The sequence below is a fragment of the Aquirufa sp. ROCK2-A2 genome, assembly GCF_054558485.1.
The window spans coordinates 399,367-416,876 of record NZ_JBPXKA010000003.1; the positions used below are offsets into that span (position 1 = coordinate 399,367).

Annotated in this window: 19 protein-coding genes; 12 read left to right on the plus strand and 7 right to left on the minus strand. The window is 34.0% G+C overall.

Annotated features, from left to right (window positions below):
* Positions 1–94: 94 nt before the first annotated feature.
* Both glgB and V7S76_RS07275 read left to right on the plus strand, forming a co-directional pair.
* A complete protein-coding gene (gene glgB, locus V7S76_RS07270) occupies positions 95–1,993 on the plus strand; it encodes a 1,4-alpha-glucan branching protein GlgB (protein ID WP_459509394.1) in 1,899 nt (632 codons plus the stop codon).
* Positions 1,994–2,051: 58 nt separating this feature from the next.
* The gene (locus V7S76_RS07275; protein WP_459509395.1) at positions 2,052–2,465 is read left to right on the plus strand and encodes a DUF2721 domain-containing protein; all 414 of its coding nucleotides are present in this window, start codon (positions 2,052–2,054) and stop codon (positions 2,463–2,465) included.
* A gap of 318 nt (positions 2,466–2,783) precedes the next feature.
* Here the strand turns inward: V7S76_RS07275 and pyrF are convergent, their stop codons facing one another.
* A complete protein-coding gene (pyrF, locus tag V7S76_RS07280; RefSeq protein WP_459509396.1) occupies positions 2,784–3,611 on the minus strand; it encodes an orotidine-5'-phosphate decarboxylase in 828 nt (275 codons plus the stop codon).
* A gap of 113 nt (positions 3,612–3,724) precedes the next feature.
* On the opposite strand from pyrF, the gene rfbC reads away from it, so the two are divergent.
* Genes rfbC through V7S76_RS07295 form a run of 3 tightly spaced genes read left to right on the plus strand, consistent with a single transcriptional unit; the run spans position 3,725 to position 5,758 of the window.
* Positions 3,725–4,264: a dTDP-4-dehydrorhamnose 3,5-epimerase gene (rfbC, locus tag V7S76_RS07285; protein WP_459509438.1), complete on the plus strand. Its 540-nt coding sequence runs from the start codon at positions 3,725–3,727 to the stop codon at positions 4,262–4,264.
* A 26-nt stretch (positions 4,265–4,290) separates the two neighbouring features.
* The gene (gene pyrR / locus V7S76_RS07290) at positions 4,291–4,830 is read left to right on the plus strand and encodes a bifunctional pyr operon transcriptional regulator/uracil phosphoribosyltransferase PyrR (protein WP_459509397.1); all 540 of its coding nucleotides are present in this window, start codon (positions 4,291–4,293) and stop codon (positions 4,828–4,830) included.
* Positions 4,831–4,840: 10 nt separating this feature from the next.
* Positions 4,841–5,758 (plus strand): aspartate carbamoyltransferase catalytic subunit, encoded by a 918-nt coding sequence (locus V7S76_RS07295; protein ID WP_459509399.1) that lies wholly within the window; start codon positions 4,841–4,843, stop codon positions 5,756–5,758.
* Positions 5,759–5,867: 109 nt separating this feature from the next.
* Here V7S76_RS07295 and V7S76_RS07300 read toward each other — a convergent pair whose 3' ends face one another.
* Positions 5,868–6,854: a glycosyltransferase family 9 protein gene (locus V7S76_RS07300; protein WP_459509400.1), complete on the minus strand. Its 987-nt coding sequence runs from the start codon at positions 6,852–6,854 to the stop codon at positions 5,868–5,870.
* Positions 6,855–6,923: 69 nt separating this feature from the next.
* Between V7S76_RS07300 and V7S76_RS07305 the strand changes: the two genes are divergently transcribed.
* Genes V7S76_RS07305 through mtgA form a run of 3 tightly spaced genes read left to right on the plus strand, consistent with a single transcriptional unit; the run spans position 6,924 to position 10,134 of the window.
* Positions 6,924–8,153 (plus strand): M16 family metallopeptidase, encoded by a 1,230-nt coding sequence (locus V7S76_RS07305; RefSeq protein ID WP_459509401.1) that lies wholly within the window; start codon positions 6,924–6,926, stop codon positions 8,151–8,153.
* A gap of 10 nt (positions 8,154–8,163) precedes the next feature.
* Complete coding sequence (gene hemW / locus V7S76_RS07310) at positions 8,164–9,276, plus strand: radical SAM family heme chaperone HemW (protein WP_459509402.1); 1,113 nt, start codon at positions 8,164–8,166, stop codon at positions 9,274–9,276.
* A 60-nt stretch (positions 9,277–9,336) separates the two neighbouring features.
* Complete coding sequence (gene mtgA, locus V7S76_RS07315) at positions 9,337–10,134, plus strand: monofunctional biosynthetic peptidoglycan transglycosylase (RefSeq protein WP_459509403.1); 798 nt, start codon at positions 9,337–9,339, stop codon at positions 10,132–10,134.
* On the opposite strand, the gene V7S76_RS07320 is transcribed toward mtgA, so the two are convergent.
* Complete coding sequence (locus V7S76_RS07320; protein ID WP_459509404.1) at positions 10,127–10,444, minus strand: MGMT family protein; 318 nt, start codon at positions 10,442–10,444, stop codon at positions 10,127–10,129. The two genes, mtgA and V7S76_RS07320, sit on opposite strands and share 8 nt — an antisense overlap.
* Before the next feature lie 11 nt (positions 10,445–10,455).
* Positions 10,456–11,031 (minus strand): DUF3109 family protein, encoded by a 576-nt coding sequence (locus V7S76_RS07325; protein WP_459509405.1) that lies wholly within the window; start codon positions 11,029–11,031, stop codon positions 10,456–10,458.
* A 159-nt stretch (positions 11,032–11,190) separates the two neighbouring features.
* Here V7S76_RS07325 and V7S76_RS07330 point away from each other — a divergent pair, with 159 nt between their 5' ends.
* Positions 11,191–12,843, plus strand: a complete 1,653-nt coding sequence (locus V7S76_RS07330) for a LysM peptidoglycan-binding domain-containing protein (protein WP_459509406.1) — start codon at positions 11,191–11,193, stop codon at positions 12,841–12,843.
* Here the strand turns inward: V7S76_RS07330 and V7S76_RS07335 are convergent.
* Together V7S76_RS07335 and V7S76_RS07340 are read right to left on the minus strand one after the other, a co-directional pair.
* Complete coding sequence (locus V7S76_RS07335) at positions 12,836–13,474, minus strand: O-methyltransferase (protein WP_459509407.1); 639 nt, start codon at positions 13,472–13,474, stop codon at positions 12,836–12,838. The genes V7S76_RS07330 and V7S76_RS07335 overlap by 8 nt on opposite strands.
* Before the next feature lie 3 nt (positions 13,475–13,477).
* Positions 13,478–14,248 (minus strand): class I SAM-dependent methyltransferase, encoded by a 771-nt coding sequence (locus tag V7S76_RS07340; protein ID WP_459509408.1) that lies wholly within the window; start codon positions 14,246–14,248, stop codon positions 13,478–13,480.
* Positions 14,249–14,397: 149 nt separating this feature from the next.
* Here V7S76_RS07340 and rlmB point away from each other — a divergent pair, with 149 nt between their 5' ends.
* Positions 14,398–15,183, plus strand: coding sequence for a 23S rRNA (guanosine(2251)-2'-O)-methyltransferase RlmB (gene rlmB, locus V7S76_RS07345; protein WP_459509439.1), 786 nt, complete (start codon positions 14,398–14,400; stop codon positions 15,181–15,183).
* Here rlmB and V7S76_RS07350 read toward each other — a convergent pair.
* Positions 15,180–15,929: an SDR family NAD(P)-dependent oxidoreductase gene (locus tag V7S76_RS07350; RefSeq protein WP_459509409.1), complete on the minus strand. Its 750-nt coding sequence runs from the start codon at positions 15,927–15,929 to the stop codon at positions 15,180–15,182. The genes rlmB and V7S76_RS07350 overlap by 4 nt on opposite strands.
* An 81-nt stretch (positions 15,930–16,010) precedes the next feature.
* Here V7S76_RS07350 and pth point away from each other — a divergent pair, with 81 nt between their 5' ends.
* Positions 16,011–16,571 (plus strand): aminoacyl-tRNA hydrolase, encoded by a 561-nt coding sequence (gene pth / locus V7S76_RS07355; RefSeq protein ID WP_459509410.1) that lies wholly within the window; start codon positions 16,011–16,013, stop codon positions 16,569–16,571.
* A 249-nt stretch (positions 16,572–16,820) separates the two neighbouring features.
* Positions 16,821–17,291 carry a hypothetical protein gene (locus V7S76_RS07360; protein WP_459509411.1) on the plus strand — a complete coding sequence of 157 codons (471 nt, stop codon included), beginning with the start codon at positions 16,821–16,823 and terminating at the stop codon, positions 17,289–17,291.
* Positions 17,292–17,510 lie beyond the last annotated feature (219 nt).

Consider the following 17,510-nt stretch of genomic DNA (forward strand, 5'->3'; position numbering starts at 1 on the left):
TTGATTAATAATTCAAATACATGAACTAAAAAAAGTAATATTTTTTTTAAGAATTAATTTAGTATTTTAGCCTAATCAAAAAAACAGATTTTACATGTCACAAGTCAAACCCTACTCACTTCTAAGCGATTTCGATATTGCATTGTTTCTAAATGGTAGACATACAAGACTTTACGAAAAGCTAGGGGCATTCGAATTAAGTTTTGAAAATGAGATTGGGACCTTTTTTGCGGTGTGGGCACCCAATGCTGAATCAGTACATGTCATCGGAAATTTTAATTTTTGGGACAAATTTTCTCATCCACTTTTTAAAAGATGGGATGAATCAGGCATTTGGGAAGGATTTATTCCTGGTATTAAAAATGGTGAAACCTATAAATATGGGATTCAAGCAAAATCTGGTGAATATCTAGAAAAATTGGATCCGATGGGTTTATATTGTGAAACCCCACCTAAAACGGCAAGTATTATTTGGACGACCTATAAGGAATGGAATGATCAGGTTTGGATGCAAGAGCGTAACATAAAAAACGCGATGAACGCACCCATGTCCATTTATGAAGTTCACCTAGGTTCATGGCAAAAAACCATGGACAACGAATATCTTAGCTATGACGATTTAGCAGTTAAGTTAGTAGATTATATCAAAGAAATGGGTTACACACATGTGGAATTTATGCCCATCATGGAACATCCCTATTCTCCTTCTTGGGGATATCAAATAACCGGCTATTTTGCACCTTCTTCTCGTTTTGGAGATCCTCAGGGATTTATGCGATTGGTTGAAAAATTACATCAAGCTGGAATAGGTGTTATTTTAGACTGGGTTCCCTCCCATTTTCCAGGCGATGATCATGGCTTAAGAAATTTTGATGGTACATGCTTGTACGAACATTATGACCCCAAAAAAGGATATCATCCCGACTGGAAATCATACATCTTTGATTACGGAAAAAATGAAGTTCGTAGTTTTCTTTTATCAAACGCCGCATTTTGGTGCGATAGATATCACATCGATGGATTGCGAGTAGATGCCGTAGCGTCCATGTTATATTTGGATTATTCCAGAAATGATGGTGAATGGGAACCTAATCAATATGGTGGTAATCACTATTTAGAAGCTGTTTCCTTCTTGCAAGATTTAAACGTACATATTTATGGAGAATTTCCTGATATTCAAGTAATTGCTGAAGAATCAACTAGCTTTCCAGGTGTAACAAAACCCGTTTACCAAGGTGGCTTAGGATTTGGTCAGAAATGGATGATGGGCTGGATGAATGACACCTTGCGATTCATGCAGAAAGACCCCATTCATCGAAAATACCATCTAAATGAATTTACCTTTTCTTTAGTATATGCATTTTCAGAAAACTTTTGTCTACCCCTTTCTCATGATGAGGTAGTCTATGGGAAAAATTCTTTATTGACGAAAATGCCTGGTGATGATTGGCAAAAATTTGCTAACCTTCGACTTTTATTTAGCCAACAATTTGCACATCCTGGAACAAAATTAATGTTCATGGGTGGAGAATTTGGACAGAGAGAAGAATGGAATCACAATCAAAGTTTGGATTGGCATTTAACGGACAATCATTTTCATAAAGGTATTCAGAACGTCGTTAAAGCGTTAAACAAACTCTACAGAGAAGAACCAGCCTTTTATTTGAAACAATTCTCTCATGAAGGCTTTGAATGGATTGAGTCCAATGACCATGGGAATTCCGTTATTTCATTTATGCGGAAAGGCGAAAACAACAAACAAATCGCGATTGTTGTCTTGAACCTAACGCCTGCTCCGAGAGAGGACTATCGAATTGGCGTACCACTTCCTGGTATTTGGAAAGTTATTTTCAATTCCGATAAAAATGAATTTGGCGGTAGCGATTATCCTGTTCCAGGCGCTATTATGACCGAAGAAATCAATTGGCAAGGTAAAGCCTTCTCTATATCGGTCAATTTACCACCTTTATCGGCCTTGATTTTAAAAGCTTAGTATTGTGACACAAACAATTGGATTTGTTTAAGGTCATCAATAAAAGAACAAAAAATAGATGGAATTAAGTATTAGTACTCCTGCCTTATTGTTTTCAACGGTATCATTATTGATGATTGCCTTCACCAATCGGTTTATGTCAATGGCCTCATTGATCCGAGATTTACATGAAAAATTTCAAAAAAATCCCGATGATTCCATCTTAATGCAAATTATGAATTTGAGAAAAAGAATGTCTCTAATTCGAAATATGCAAATTGTGGCAATAGTCAGCCTGCTTTTCAGCGTTTTTTGCATGTTCTTCTTATTTTTGGAATATCAGGTCATTGCTAGATGGCTTTTTGGACTTGGGTTAGCAGGAATGAGTGTTGCATTAATGATGAGTGCCTGGGAGATCACCATTTCTACCAATGCCTTAGAAGTTGAGTTATCTGATATGCAGGAAATTTTAGAAAAAAAACGAAAGAGATAAATCGTCTTTATTTTTTTTCTCTCTTCTCTCTTCTATCTTCTTTCTTCTATCTTCTCTCTTCCTTAAAACAATAAAGACTCAGAAAAATCCCGAGCCTTTATTCAATCCGCCTAAGTAGTATTTTTTCTTGAATTAAATTCAAGTCTTATTTTCGTAAAATTGTACACAAAAATAGTAATATAATTCAAAATCAAAAATGAATTTCTTTAAATTTTTCATATTTGAATAAAAAATTGTACTTAAAGCTTATTGAACAATAAAAATAAAACCCGCTTGTGTGCAAGCAGGTTTTTAATATTTGAAACAAATAGCGAATCCTTATTTTTTCCAATACAAATCTAAATAACGATTCATTTCTTCTTGAATTTTTCGTGCCTCACGAGCTGCTGATTGTGCTGTATCATCTCCGGCATAAATAATTCCACGAGAGGAATTAACCAATAATCCAACATTGGAATTCATACCATATTGGGAAACATCCTCTAAGCTGCCACCTTGAGCACCTACACCTGGTACAAGGAAAAAATTATCAGGAGCAATTTCCCTTAAGTAGGATAAATGTTCAGAACGGGTGGCTCCTACGACAAACATAATTTGTTCGGGACTACCCCACTCTTGGGCTTTTCTCATCACATTTTCATACAAAGCTTGTCCATTTTCTGTGGTCAACAATTGGAAATCCAAACTGCCCGGATTAGATGTTAATGCCAATAAAATCACCCATTTGTTCTCAAATGTCAGAAAAGGCTGGACAGAATCATGCCCCATGTAAGGCGCCACGGTGATGGAATCAAAATCAAATCCACTTTTAGAAGCATCAAAAAAAGTTTGAGCATATTTTAAAGCGGTATTGCCTATATCTCCCCGTTTGGCATCAGCAATGGTAAAAACATCCTTAGGAATATAATCCATCGTTTTTTGCAAACTCTCCCAACCTCTTGGACCCATGGCTTCATAAAAGGCAATATTAGGCTTGTAAGATACACAATAGGGTATAGTTGCATCAATGACAGCTTTATTGAAAGCAAAAATGGGATCTACCTCACTTTTAAACCTTTGGGGAATTAATGCTAAATCAGTATCAAGTCCAACACATAAATATGACCTTTTTAATTCAATTTGTTTTACTAATTCGCTCGAATTCATTTAGAAGAAAAATCTAAGGCTTTTGTATTAATGCCTAAATATGAATAATTTTGACGCAAATTAAGGTCTTTAAAATCAATATCAAAAAAACAGACCTTTTAAGAATCAACTCTATGCAATTTATCCAACACAAATTCCCTGGTGTCATTGAATTTATCCCAACCAAATATTATGATGATAGAGGTCATTTTTATGAATCCTATAATCAAAAGCTTTTTTCAGCCAATGGAATTACCGAAAACTTTGTTCAGGATAATTATTCTTTCTCAAGTAAAGGTGTTGTTCGTGGATTACATTTTCAGAAAAATCCCAATGGACAAGGAAAATTGGTGCGTTGTATGACCGGTAAAGTGTTTGATGTGATTGTGGATTTACGACACGAATCTCCCACCTATGGACAACATGAAAAATTTCTTTTAGAGGCTGAAAAAGGAAATATGTTGTATGTTCCCATCGGTTTTGCGCATGGATTTGTTGCCTTGGAGGAGACTATCTTTGTGTACAAGTGTACCGATTTTTGGAGCAAAGAGTCAGAATCAGGAATTCGATGGAATGATCCAGTGTTGAACATAGATTGGGGGGTAGAAAACCCGATTGTTTCTGAAAAAGATCAAATACTACCTTTATTTAATGCAGAAGAGCGTATATTTTAGATAAAAATATTAATACCTTTGTAAGAATGAATCGGAAACTGATTTTATCGAGTCCTTTACTAGAAATAACCATTTCAAGGTTATGCCAAGAACTCATTGAAAATCAAATCAATGATACCGAGACAGTCATATTAGGACTTCAACCCCGAGGAATATATTTCGCCGAAAGAATTGCCAAAGAATTAAGTCAACTATTGGGTTTCAACATACCATCAGGGAAATTAGATGCCACCTTTTATAGGGATGATTTTAGACGTAGAGACCCTGTTTCTCCTAATAGCACAGATATCCCCTTTTTAATTGAAAACAAAAGGGTCATTTTGGTCGATGATGTTTTAGCTACTGGCCGAATGGTACGTGCTGCCTTAGATGCCTTGAATTCATTTGGTCGTCCAGCAAAAGTTGAACTTTGTGTCTTAATTGACAGAATATATAATAGAGATTTGCCCATCCACGCTGATTATGTAGGTAAGAATGTCAACACATTACCTACGGAAAAAGTATTGGTAGAATGGAAAGAACAAGGCCATGAGGCTGATAAAATTTGGTTAATAACGCATCAATGATCCTTTAAATATGTTGAAATCGCCACATTTACTGGGAATAAAAGATTTGGATGAAGAATCCATTCATTTAATTGTAAAAACAGCCAAAGAGTTCAAAGAAGTTTTAAATCGACCTATCAAGAAAGTTCCTTCTCTAAGAGATGTGACAATCGCGAATGTTTTCTTTGAAAACTCCACCAGAACAAGATTATCCTTTGAATTAGCCGAAAAAAGACTTTCCGCAGATACCATCAATTTTTCAGCTTCAGGAAGTTCGGTAAAAAAAGGTGAAACTTTATTGGATACCGTTAATAATATCTTAGCCATGAAAGTGGATATGATCGTGATGAGACATGCTAGTCCCGGAGCGCCACACTATTTAGCAAAGCATATTAAAGCCAATATTATCAATGCAGGCGATGGAACGCATGAACATCCCACACAAGCCTTATTAGACACATTTTCATTGAGAGAAAAATTAGGGGACTTGGGTGGCAAAAAAATAGCTATTATTGGGGATATTCTGCATTCTCGAGTAGCATTATCGAACATTTATGCCCTAAAAAAACAAGGAGCAGATGTCCGATTATGCGGCCCTAGCACACTGATACCTAAACACATTCAATCCTTAGGCGTAGAAGTTTCTCACGACGTAAAATCTACTTTAGCTTGGTGCGATGCAGCCAATGTGTTGAGAATACAATTAGAAAGACAACAAATTAAATATTTCCCAAGTCTTAGGGAATACGCACAATTTTTTGGAATTAATCGACAAATGTTAGAAGAATTACCCAAAGAAATTGTTTTGATGCACCCTGGTCCGATCAATCGAGGTGTAGAATTAAGTTCAGATGCAGCTGATTCGCCACATTCTATTATACTAGATCAAGTGGAAAACGGAGTAGCCGTCAGAATGGCCGTTCTTTACTTACTTGCTTCGATGAGGTAATAGGTAAAAGGTAATAGATAATAGGTAATAGGTAAAAGTTTTCTATTTTCTATTTTCTATTTTCTCTTTTCTATTTTCTATTTTCTCTTTTCTATTTTCTATTTTCTTTTCACAGCATCTGCTTCACATCAATTCCAAAGCCACATTGATAATGTCCTAGTGGACATTTAATTTTTCCATGATCCCCACAGGGGCGACAAGCAAGATTTTCTTTTGTTTCAATGATGGTGCTATCATCTGCTAGCGGACCAAAACCAAAAGCAGGAATGGTAGAGCAAAAAATAGCTACAGTGGGTACATTTACTGCAGAACAAATATGCATGGGACCTGAATCATTCACATAGCTTTTTTTACTTTCTTTGAAAATATAGGCGGAGGCTAACAAAGGATGTTTCCCTGTTTCATTATAAATAGGTCGATCAGTTCCCTCAAAAGCTAAAGCAATTTCGTTTGACAAATCCTTTTCATTTGGAGAACCCATCAAAACTATGGATTGATTGATTGGTAACAATTGAATAAATTCAATCCATTTCTGAATAGGAAAACGCTTAGTTTCCCACACACTCCCAGGGGAAATACAGATATATTCTTTAGGTATTAAACCTTCCGGCAATTCAATTTTGGGTGGATTCAAATAGGGTTTATATATCTTATCCCCTAACCAATCCTTTAATAAACTGGAATTTCGTTCAATTTCGTGGTCACCATTGCCGAAATAATGAGCCATTTTTTTTGTAAATAACTTAGAAAGTGGATTCTTATCAAATCCAACAACCGATTTTGCACCAATACTGAGACTTAACAAACCCATCCCAAAAAAGCGTTGCACAACAAAAACTTGGTCAAAATTTTCCCTACATAAATCTCTTCTTAATTCTTGCCAATTTCGGAATTTATTTTTTTTATCGTAGGTCCAAACTTTTTTCAAATTATCATGATCATAGGCTTGAAAAACACTTTCATTTCCTTTCCGGACTACAATTTGAATTTGAGTTTCAGGAGACTCCAAACGAATTTTTTCTAGCAAGGATGTGGCTAAAATGGCATCCCCTAAAAATGCTGTTTGTATAATTAATACTTTGGATGAGAAGCCCATTTGAAAAAAAAGAATGAATTGGCCATAAATTTAGTTAAATTTGAGACATTTTTAGTCAATTTCCCCTACATGAATTCAATTCAAAGCATAACTCTTTCTAATGGAATCACCATTGTTCACCGACAAGTGGTTCACACAGAAATATCCCATATGGGAATTATGTTAGATATAGGTAGTAGAGATGAGAATTTAGATAACCAAGGAATCGCTCATTTTTGGGAGCATTTAGCATTTAAAGGAACTAACAAGAAAAACAACATCGATATCATCAATCGATTAGAAGTCATTGGCGGTGAATTAAATGCTTATACAACCAAAGAAAAGATTTGTTTTCACGCCTCTGTTCTTTCTCCGTATTACGAGAGGGCATTAGAATTATTAACAGATATCACCTTTCATTCAACCTTTCCAAGTAAAGAATTAGAGAAAGAACGTAGTGTAATTTTGGAAGAAATGTCCATGTATTACGATGCTCCTGAAGAAGCTATCCAAGATGATTTCGACGAATTATTATTCCCTAACCATCCTTTAGGGATGAACATTTTGGGTACCAACCAGACGGTTAATTCTTTTCAAAATACCGATTTAAATCAATTTATTGAGAATAATTTAGATACCTATCGAATTGTATTTTCATCCATTGGAAAACTTGATCATCAAAAAGTTTTCAAATGGGCAGAAAAACATCTAGGCAATATTCCAGCCAAAAAACAAATTCAAAAAAGAATCATTCCAGCTGAAATGATTCCATTGGAAAAAGTGGTAAAAAGAGGAATTACTCAATCGCATGTTGCCATTGGAAGGCAATCGTTTGGAATTGAACATCCAGATCGTTTAGCCTTTTTTATGCTAATCAATTTGTTGGGCGGACCTAGTATGAATTCATTATTAAATGTCTCTGTTCGTGAAAAACATGGTTTGGTATATTCGATTGAAGCAAGTTTCACCTCATATATGGATGCTGGATTTTGGGCTATCTATTTTGGCACAGAACCCAATCAAGTCAAAAAGTCAATCAAATTAATCCATCGAGAATTTGAAAAGCTACAAGATAAAATACTTAGTCCCAATCAATTGCAAAAAATAAAGTCACAATTAAAGGGACAATTAGCTATGGCTGAGGAAGGGAATTTGAATTTTATGTTGATGATGGCCAAAAGTTTATTAGATCGCGAAAAAATAGAGAGTTTGGAAGAAATTTTCGAACAAATCAACGTCATAGAAGCAAAAAAAATCCAGGAATTAGCTATTGAAATGCTAGATCCAAAGCGTTTAAGTTGTTTGATATTTGAACCCTAAATTCAACATTTTGCATCTTTACTTACATATTCCTTTTTGTAGACAAGCTTGTCATTATTGCGACTTTCATTTTTCAACTCAATTAAGTGGTAAGAGGCAGTTGATTAATGCAATTTTAAAAGAAATTGAGTTGCAAAAAAATTACTTACACCATACCACTTTATCAACCATCTACTTCGGTGGAGGTACTCCTTCCCTATTAAATTCTTCCGAATTAGATGAAATTTTCGATAAAATACATGCACATTTCTATGTATCACATGATGCAGAAATTACCTTTGAAGCAAATCCAGAAGACCTAAGCAAAGAATATTTAGCCATTTTGAAACATAAAGGAATCAATCGATTAAGCATTGGTATTCAAAGCTTTCAAGACAAAAATTTAGTTTTCCTTCATCGAAATCACAATACAGAATCCTCTAAATTAGCCATCCAAAATGCTCAAATGGCTGGATTTAAAAACATTAGCGTAGATTTGATTTTCGGAATTCCTGGAAGCACTCGCTTAGAATTGGAAAAAGATATTTTGACAGCGGTAGAATTAGATGTGCAACATATATCGGCTTATAGTTTAACAATTGAACCCAAAACAGTCTTTGGAGTTCGCAAGAGTAAAAATCAATTTCAAGAAATTCCAGATGGTGAAATGGCGAAACAATTTCAAATTACCCATGATTTATTGGAAGAAAATGGCTTTGAAGGATATGAAATTTCCAATTTTGCCAAAAATGGAAAATATTCCCAACACAATACAAGTTATTGGATGCAAGAAGAATACTTGGGAATTGGACCATCCGCCCATAGTTTCAATGGAATCAGTAGACAATGGAATGTTTCCAACAATATCAAATATTGCCAATCTATCGAAAATTCATTGATTAATGCGGAAATCGAACATTTGAGTGAGGCAGATAAATTGAATGAATACATCATGACTCGATTGAGGACCCAATGGGGAATAGACCTTGAATATATCAAAAATGCAGGTTCCAATGAACAAATTGAAACCATTCATGGATGGGTTATTGACAAATATGGTAAAATTGAAAGGAATCACTTTATACTAAATCAAAAAGGCAGAATTATTGCTGATAAATTAAGTAGCGATATTTTCATCGTTTAGTTCATGAATTAAAAAGAGAATTGTATTTTTGCAATCTGAAAATTAACCCTCCAAAATAGTATGGCCCAACGAATTGATATATCGAATACCAAACGCAACAAAAAAACAGCGTCAAAATTCGAAAAAATCATTTCGAATGAAATAGATCCGAAGCCTAAACATACCCTAAAATACTATTTTAAAAAATTACTGAAAGTTTTATTTTATTTATGGATAGCATCCATAATAGCCATTTTCTTACTCAAATTCATTCCAGTTTATTTTACTCCAACCATGTTTGTACGTAAAATAGAAGCATTGAAATCTGGGGAAGAAAGTAAAATTTATAGTAATTGGACCCCCTATCATGAAATTGATAAAAATTGCGCTTTGGCAGTCATTGCCTCGGAAGACCAAAGATTCCCTACTCATAGCGGATTCGATTTTGAGGCCTTACAAGGAGCATTAAAGAATAATTTAAAGGGGAAAAAGATTAAAGGTGCAAGTACAATTTCCCAGCAAGTAGCCAAAAATGTATTTTTATGGCAAGATAGAAGTTATTTAAGAAAAGGATTAGAAGTTTACTTCACCTTTATGATTGAACTAATTTGGGGCAAAGAGCGAATTTTAGAGGTTTATTTAAATGTGGCAGAAACAGGCAAAATGACTTTTGGTGTAGAAGCAGCTTGCCGTCGATATTACCAACATTCAGCTCTCGAAGTTAGTCGATCAGAGGCCGCAAGAATCGCTGCTGTTTTACCAAATCCTATTCGATTTTCGATTGAAAACCCTTCCAATTATGTGCTAAGAAGAACTAATTCCATTCAACGACAAATGCGAATGCTTGGAGGTAAAAAATACCTGAACGAACTTAAATAAGTTCTTTGGATGGATCCCAAAACACTTGAGAAAAGTTAACAATTTGGTCATCGATCACAATAATCCCTTCGGATTCCAGTAATTTTTGCATTCTATTTTCTCCGAAATGAGACTTTCCAGTTAAAAGACCCATACGATTAACTACTCGATGAGCCGGCACATCAGTTAAGGTATGACTAGCATTCATAGCCCATCCAACCATTCTTGCCCCTCCTTTCATACCTAAATAAGATGCAATCGCACCATATGAACTAACACGTCCATATGGAATTAATTGAACAACCTCATAGATGGGATCAAAAGAATTCATTAGGAATAAATTTAGATTTCTTCCTTCCTTTCCGCAATTTCTTTTTCTAACTCAGCATACCATTTGGTACCAAATTTACGAATGAGCGGATCTTTTAAGAATTTATAAACAGGAACACCTAATTCTTTTCCATGCGAACAAGCATCCGAACAAATGGTCCATCTTTCATAATTAATTGCCTGATATTCCGCTAATTTAGCAATTCGAATGGGATATAAGTGACAAGAAATAGGTTTACGAAAATCGGTTTTACCTGCAAAATATGCTTGCTCAATTCCGCATTTCAGATATCCTTTTTCATCGTAAATGGCATAGGCACATTCTCTACCTTTAATGATAGGAGTTGAAAAGTCACCATCTTCATCCTTTACCCAAGTACCCGATTGCGCAATTTCTTGCAAGCCAATTTCAGACAAAAAAGGTTTAATATCGTCTTGTATACGTTCCAATATCCCTAATTCTTCTTCTTCCAGAGGTGCGCCTAAATCTCCCTCCACACAACAGGCACCTTTGCATTTCGCTAAATCACAAACAAAAAACTCATCAGCTACATCTTCACTGATTACCGTATCATCTATTAAAATCATATTAGTTAATTTGTCAACAAAGGTAAAAGAAGTTCGGGCATACAAACAAAAGATTTACACAATTTAAGGTCACCAAAAAACGTTCTAGTCAAATAAATTTGATATTTTTGTCATTAGAATAATTATTACTTGCATTGATTATTACTTTTATCCCATAACATGCTAAAAAAGAACTTGTTTCTTTTCCTGTTGATATTTCTAACTCTTCCAGGTTTAGCTTATCAAAATATTCCAGATAGTGTCTCTATTGGAAATGTTAAGGTACACATACATCCTTCGGCAAAACCTATTTTGGAAAAAGAATGGAATATGATTAGTGGCAACCGTAAATATGTCGCGGGATTAATTGCAAAAATGAGGTTATACTTCCCCGTAATTGAACCCATTTTAAAACAAGGAAATATTCCAGATGAGTTCAAATATTTGTGCGTTCAAGAAAGTAGCTTAAATCCAAACGCAGTATCTACTTCCCAAGCAGTCGGATATTGGCAATTTAAACTGGAAACAGCGAAAGATGTGGGGATGAAGGTTAATCAAGATGTAGATGAAAGAAAACATATTATAGAAGCAACTAAAGGTGCAGTTAACTATTTTACTCGGAATAATGGTGTTTTGAATAATTGGCTAAGTACATTACTATCGTATCGGGTAGGCTTAGGGACTTTAAAGAAATCAAACTATTATCCTAATTGGATTAATAAAACTGAAATTGAAGTCGACTCATCCACTGATTGGTACGTTTTACGTTTTCTAGCGTACAAGAATTTTTGGGAGGATCAAGTTGGATGTTACAGCGATCCTTCCGCTGAAAAAAATGATGTTAGTTTAGTGTGTTATAATAATGTCGAAGGTAAGAATCTTTATGAACTTTCAGATGAACTAAAAATTAGTTTTGATGAATTAAAAAAACACAATCCATGGATTCTTAAAGATTATTTACCTAACGATAAATCCTACACGATTTATCACCCATCCAATGTTTCAGAATTTGTTTCAGAAACACAGTCTCAACCCATAATTAGTCAGACAGGCATAAAAGATGTCAATCCGATTGATGATGATAACTTAACTGCTTCCATTGATTCAACTAAATTATATTTACCGGTACAAAAAGATAAAGGATTATATCCCAAAAAGAAGTACAAGGAAATCTTAAGTAATGAGGTGGAAGTTAAAATTCACAAAATTGTACCAGGTGACAATTTAACTGGCATTGCGCATAAATATGGTATGAGCTTAGATGCTATTTTAAAGCTGAATGATTTAGAAATGAATTCATTATTGAGCATAGGTCAACCCATTAAGTACTTGAGAAAAATTCCCATGTTAGAACTTATTTCTCAAAAATTGGATGAAAAAGCGCAAAGATTAGCTGAAAAACTACCCAAAAAAGAAGAAGAAATAGAGGAGAAAATTGTCGTAGAAGAGCAAAAGGAAGATTTTACTAAAAGAAAAGTTAGCACTAAAATCGACAAAGAACCATTGTTGATCGAACCTGCTATTAGCAGAGAAATAAATATTCAATCGGAAAAAGAGGCAAAATCCAATTGGGTGGATTCTCAATTACCTCAGAAAAAAGTGGATACAAGTATCCATAAAGTAGCACCTTTAATTGTAGAGAAAGAGATAAAAACGACTGAAAAATTATTGCAAAAAAAACCTGCTTTTCATGTAGTGAAAGGAGGAGAAAATCTTTTCAGAATTGCCAAAATGTATCAAATATCCCTCGAGGATCTCCGAAAATGGAATTCTTTGGGTGCTAATCAAGCTATCAGTGTTGGACAAAAAATCCAATTAACACCTCTTAAATAACTCGAAGCAAATACAAGCCATCTCTTAGAGGCAATAACATCTTTTCCACACGGGGATCTTCAACACATTTTTGATTAAATGCTCTTAAAGCATTGGTTGATTTATCATTGGCGTTTTCTTGAACCACTTTACCACTCCACAAAACATTATCAACTAAAATTAAACCACCTTGACGCATTTTAGAGATAACTAAATCAAAATACATGGCATAATTTCTTTTATCTGCATCAATAAATACCAAATCAAAAGGGCCTTCAATATTAGCTATTTCATTTTTTGCATCGGCGATGCGATAATCAATTTGATTTTTCCAAGGTGATTGATCAAAAAAGGAACGTGTAAAGGTTTCTAATTCTTCATTGACATCAATGGTAATCAATTTTCCAGCGTCCGTAAGTCCTTCAGCTAAACACAAAGCCGAATATCCAGTGTAGGTTCCTATTTCAAGAATTAAATTCGGTTGAATCAATTTGGATATCATGGATAAAAACCGACCTTGCAAATGACCTGACAGCATCCGAGGTTGCAAAACCATGGCATGAGTTTCCCGATTTAGCCTTTTTAATAAATCACTTTCCGGATCCGAAAAAAGAGTGGAATAATCTTCTATTTCCTCATTGATAAAATCCATGGCTTATTTAATACCCGTATAAAAGAAATCAAAAGAAGTATCAGGTTGGTCATTCAAATAATAATCATCCACTTGGATGGAATTAACTAATTGATGATTTGATTTGGAAGCGATAACCCGACTTAAACGGTTCGCAATATCATAAGGAACTTGTAACCAGGTTCTTGGTAAATTATACTGAAGATTAAAAATATCAAATCGAGTAATTTTTTGAACTGATTTTTTATTTTCTTCGTAGTAAGATAAAACTTTTTCATTCCCATGAATTCCTTGTGTAATAACCTGAGAAAAATGTTTTTTCATGATATTTTCCAAGGAAATAGCTTCGTATTCTCTTACATGCCAAGGGTTTCTGGTTAAAGAAAATTTTTTATTAACGGTGGTAAGATATAATTTTCCACCTGGCTTTAACACGCGAGCTGCCTCTTGTAAAAAGAAATCATCATTCTCTATATGTTCTATTACTTGAAAGGTCACTACAAAATCATAGGTATCTGAAGGTATATCCTTCAATGGTGGCAAAAACATATCAATAAACTTGAAAGCAGGATATTCTCCACTCAATTTTTCAAGTAATTCCGTATTTTTATCTATACCTGTATAGTGATCAATTTTATCTGAAAGTACGGCTACACCCCTGCCTGTTCCACAACCAATTTCCAACAAATTTCCATTGACCAAAGAACTGACATAATTGTAAGGAAACAATAAACGTTGATGGATAGGATTATCAGACGCGATTTCAGAGGAGGCTATTTCAGTCGTTTTATACATATTTTAAAATTTGAGTACAAAGGTAATCATTATTCTAAAATGAGTTAATAGATTAATCAAGCTAAACTTAAAAAGCCATAAATAAAAGAATAAAAAAAATACCGAAAAAATTACCGAACTTTGTACAAAATCAAGATAACGTCGTGTCAATAGAGAAAGATCAAAATTCATTTAGAAAGCCATTCAGACATTTTACAACTCCAAAAACAGATAATAAAGAATTTGTATTTGGCATTCAATCCGTTTTAGAGACATTAAGGTCTGGAAAAGAAATTGATCGTTTATTGGTTCAACGAGAATTAGGGAATGTGGAGATTTTGGATTTAGCAAAGGAAAAAGGAGTTCAAGTTCAAAAAGTTCCCTTAGAAAAGCTTAACCGAATTACTCGTAAAAATCACCAAGGTGCAATAGCTTTCGTATCTGCTATTCATTATGCTAAATTAGAAAATGTCATTGCAGATACCTTTGAAAAAGGACAAATTCCATTGATTTTGGTCTTGGACCGTATAACAGATGTAAGAAACTTTGGTGCAATTGCTAGAACAGCCGAGTGTGCTGGAGCACATGCGATTGTTATTCCTTCTCGAGGAGCCGCTCAAATTAATGCGGATGCAATGAAAACATCTTCTGGAGCATTGAATTTTTTACCCGTTTGTAAAGAAGAAAGTCTCATTACATCGGTTGAATTCCTACAAAATTCAGGTTTAAAGGTGTTGGCTTGTACCGAAAAAACCAAAAATTCCATTTATCAAATGGACTTAAAAGAACCATTAGCCATTATAATGGGTTCAGAAGAAGATGGTATATCTGATGAATTACTTCGAAAAGTGGATGAATTAGCATCCATTCCTCAAAGTGGTCAAGTAGGTTCCTTAAATGTATCTGTGGCAGCTGGCGTTATAATATTCGAAGCAGTTCGTCAACGACTTAATTAAGCATCTCGTTTTATTTGTGAAGCTGAAGCTTGAGCGCTAGGCAATATGGTTACGTCGGCAATATTTACATGTGCAGGCGCCAAAACGATATACTTTATTAAATCCGCTATATCTTCAGCAATCAAAGGGGTAAATCCTTGATAAACAGCATCCGCCTTAGCTTGATCTCCCTTAAAACGAACGGAAGAAAATCCAGTATTGACAGCTCCTGGAGCTACATTTGAGACCTTGATACCAAAAGTGTTTAGATCTTGGCGCATACCTTGAGAAAGGGCTTCTACGGCAGCTTTAGACGCACAATACACATTTCCATTGGGATATACTTGTTTTCCTGCGATGGAGGAAATATTAATGATATGACCCTTTTTGTTTTGAATCATCAAAGGAATAATGGCTTTTGAAACATGCAATAAACCCATCACATTACTATTCATCATAGCTTCCCAATCTGTTAATTCACCATCCTGAATGGCTGACAAACCATGCGCATTACCTGCATTGTTCAATAAAACATCAATGTTTTTCCAATCGGATGGCAAGGAATCAATGGAATTGACCACTTGAAGATTATCACCAACATCAAAAGTTAATAGTAAAGTAGAAGTTCCGATTTCTTCAGCCAACTTAGATAAAGCGTCTACTCTGCGACCACAAAGAATTAAATCAAAGCCCTCTTTGGCTAAGGAAAGAGCACTAGCACGACCTATACCCGAACTAGCTCCTGTGATAAACGCAATTTTTCTCATGAAAATTAAATTTTTAACGAAGTTAAGTCCAAAGTCCGCTTCTAAAAAATTTGAATGTATTTTTGTAAAAAAAATGGTAAGATGAATTATTTAATTGTAGGATTAGGGAATATTGGACCTGAATATTTGTTTACCCGACATAATATTGGATTTATGGCTTTGGATTATTTATCCAAACAAAAAGACATTTCATTTTCCAATGATCGATTAGGTTCAATCAGCCAATATCGATTAAAAGGAAATCAAATTTATATATTAAAGCCCAATACATTCATGAATTTAAGTGGAAAGGCGGTGAATTATTGGTGTCAACAATTAAAAATAGAAAAAGAAAACCTACTCATATTAACCGATGATATAGCGCTACCATTTGAGACACTGCGCCTCAAACCAAAAGGATCAGCAGGCGGACATAATGGATTGAAGAGTATAGAAGCATCACTAAATACGCAAGAATATGCTCGTCTAAGAATGGGAGTAGGAAGTGAATTTTCAAAAGGACGTCAGGTAGATTATGTTCTTGGTAACTTTTCGGAGAAAGAATTTGAAGTAATTCCTTTCATTCTGGATAGGACAATTACAATTATCGAGAATTTCTGCTTAGAGGGCATTCAAAAAACAATGAACAAATACAACCAATAATTGTACTTTTAAAAGAATATTATAATTTTTCCGAAAAAATAAAATTAGAATTATTCAAAAGATAAAAACAAATGAGCCAAATAATATTTGGTTTATTTAAAAAATATATAATTAAAATTCCGAAAAGTCATTAAATTAAAGAATTTTTAATCCTAAGCATTCAAAAATTGTTCAAAACAAAGTTTGGTGATATAAAAAAAATACAATAATTTTGCATTGTTGATTTAAGTATTAAATATAACAAATCTTATGAAAAGCAAAATTTTAACGATTAGCTGCTTAGTTGGACTAAGCATAATCACAACAGCGGTAAATGCAAGCGGTAATACTTCTAATGTAGAAGGTTCGACAGTAAAAATGTCAGTAAACAAAGAGACTCTTTCTGAAAAAATTCAGACTTTAATAAATAAGAATAATTCAAAAACACAATCATCTGCAGCAAGTTTGACCATCTCCATCTTAGAAGATTATCAAAACAATCAGATGAATTATTTAGTTATTAACAAAGAGGAAAAAGCAATATTCAATCAAACAATTAAATCGATTTTTAGCCAGGCACAAAATATTTCTGATGAAAAGTCGTTGAATTGGATAAAAGAAATTAACAAATCGGCAAAGGCTATCAATGCAATTTGGGCTTCTTTAGATCAAAATCCAGTTGTAGAAAATGAGTTAAATCCACTTTCTGAGAATCAAGTAGAATTGATAATTGTTTTATAAAAATAGATTGTTAGTAGTTTTCATAGTTAAATAGGTTTAGAGGTAATCAAAAAAGGTGTCGTTCATAACAACACCTTTTTTTTATTTTTTTTTGCACTAAACTTATATAATTAACAAAAATGTACTATATTTGTATAAATTTTCATAGTTAAATAGGTTTAGAGGTTAACAATAAGGCAAGAAGTTTCTTCTGGCCTTATTTTTTTTAACTAGCTTTTT

Excerpts from the sequence above, each read along its gene's own strand:
- V7S76_RS07360 (WP_459509411.1), top strand. The coding sequence starts at position 16,821 with ATGAAAAGCAAAATTTTAACGATTAGCTGCTTAGTTGGACTAAGCATA.
- V7S76_RS07305 (WP_459509401.1), top strand. The coding sequence starts at position 6,924 with ATGAATTCAATTCAAAGCATAACTCTTTCTAATGGAATCACCATTGTT.
- V7S76_RS07295 (WP_459509399.1), top strand. The coding sequence starts at position 4,841 with ATGTTGAAATCGCCACATTTACTGGGAATAAAAGATTTGGATGAAGAA.
- V7S76_RS07330 (WP_459509406.1), top strand. The coding sequence starts at position 11,191 with ATGCTAAAAAAGAACTTGTTTCTTTTCCTGTTGATATTTCTAACTCTT.
- V7S76_RS07335 (WP_459509407.1), bottom strand. The coding sequence starts at position 13,474 with ATGGATTTTATCAATGAGGAAATAGAAGATTATTCCACTCTTTTTTCG.
- V7S76_RS07325 (WP_459509405.1), bottom strand. The coding sequence starts at position 11,031 with ATGATTTTAATAGATGATACGGTAATCAGTGAAGATGTAGCTGATGAG.
- V7S76_RS07300 (WP_459509400.1), bottom strand. The coding sequence starts at position 6,854 with ATGGGCTTCTCATCCAAAGTATTAATTATACAAACAGCATTTTTAGGG.
- mtgA (WP_459509403.1), top strand. The coding sequence starts at position 9,337 with ATGGCCCAACGAATTGATATATCGAATACCAAACGCAACAAAAAAACA.
- pyrR (WP_459509397.1), top strand. The coding sequence starts at position 4,291 with ATGAATCGGAAACTGATTTTATCGAGTCCTTTACTAGAAATAACCATT.
- V7S76_RS07350 (WP_459509409.1), bottom strand. The coding sequence starts at position 15,929 with ATGAGAAAAATTGCGTTTATCACAGGAGCTAGTTCGGGTATAGGTCGT.
- V7S76_RS07275 (WP_459509395.1), top strand. The coding sequence starts at position 2,052 with ATGGAATTAAGTATTAGTACTCCTGCCTTATTGTTTTCAACGGTATCA.
- V7S76_RS07340 (WP_459509408.1), bottom strand. The coding sequence starts at position 14,248 with ATGTATAAAACGACTGAAATAGCCTCCTCTGAAATCGCGTCTGATAAT.
- V7S76_RS07320 (WP_459509404.1), bottom strand. The coding sequence starts at position 10,444 with ATGAATTCTTTTGATCCCATCTATGAGGTTGTTCAATTAATTCCATAT.
- pth (WP_459509410.1), top strand. The coding sequence starts at position 16,011 with ATGAATTATTTAATTGTAGGATTAGGGAATATTGGACCTGAATATTTG.
- pyrF (WP_459509396.1), bottom strand. The coding sequence starts at position 3,611 with ATGAATTCGAGCGAATTAGTAAAACAAATTGAATTAAAAAGGTCATAT.
- glgB (WP_459509394.1), top strand. The coding sequence starts at position 95 with ATGTCACAAGTCAAACCCTACTCACTTCTAAGCGATTTCGATATTGCA.
- rfbC (WP_459509438.1), top strand. The coding sequence starts at position 3,725 with ATGCAATTTATCCAACACAAATTCCCTGGTGTCATTGAATTTATCCCA.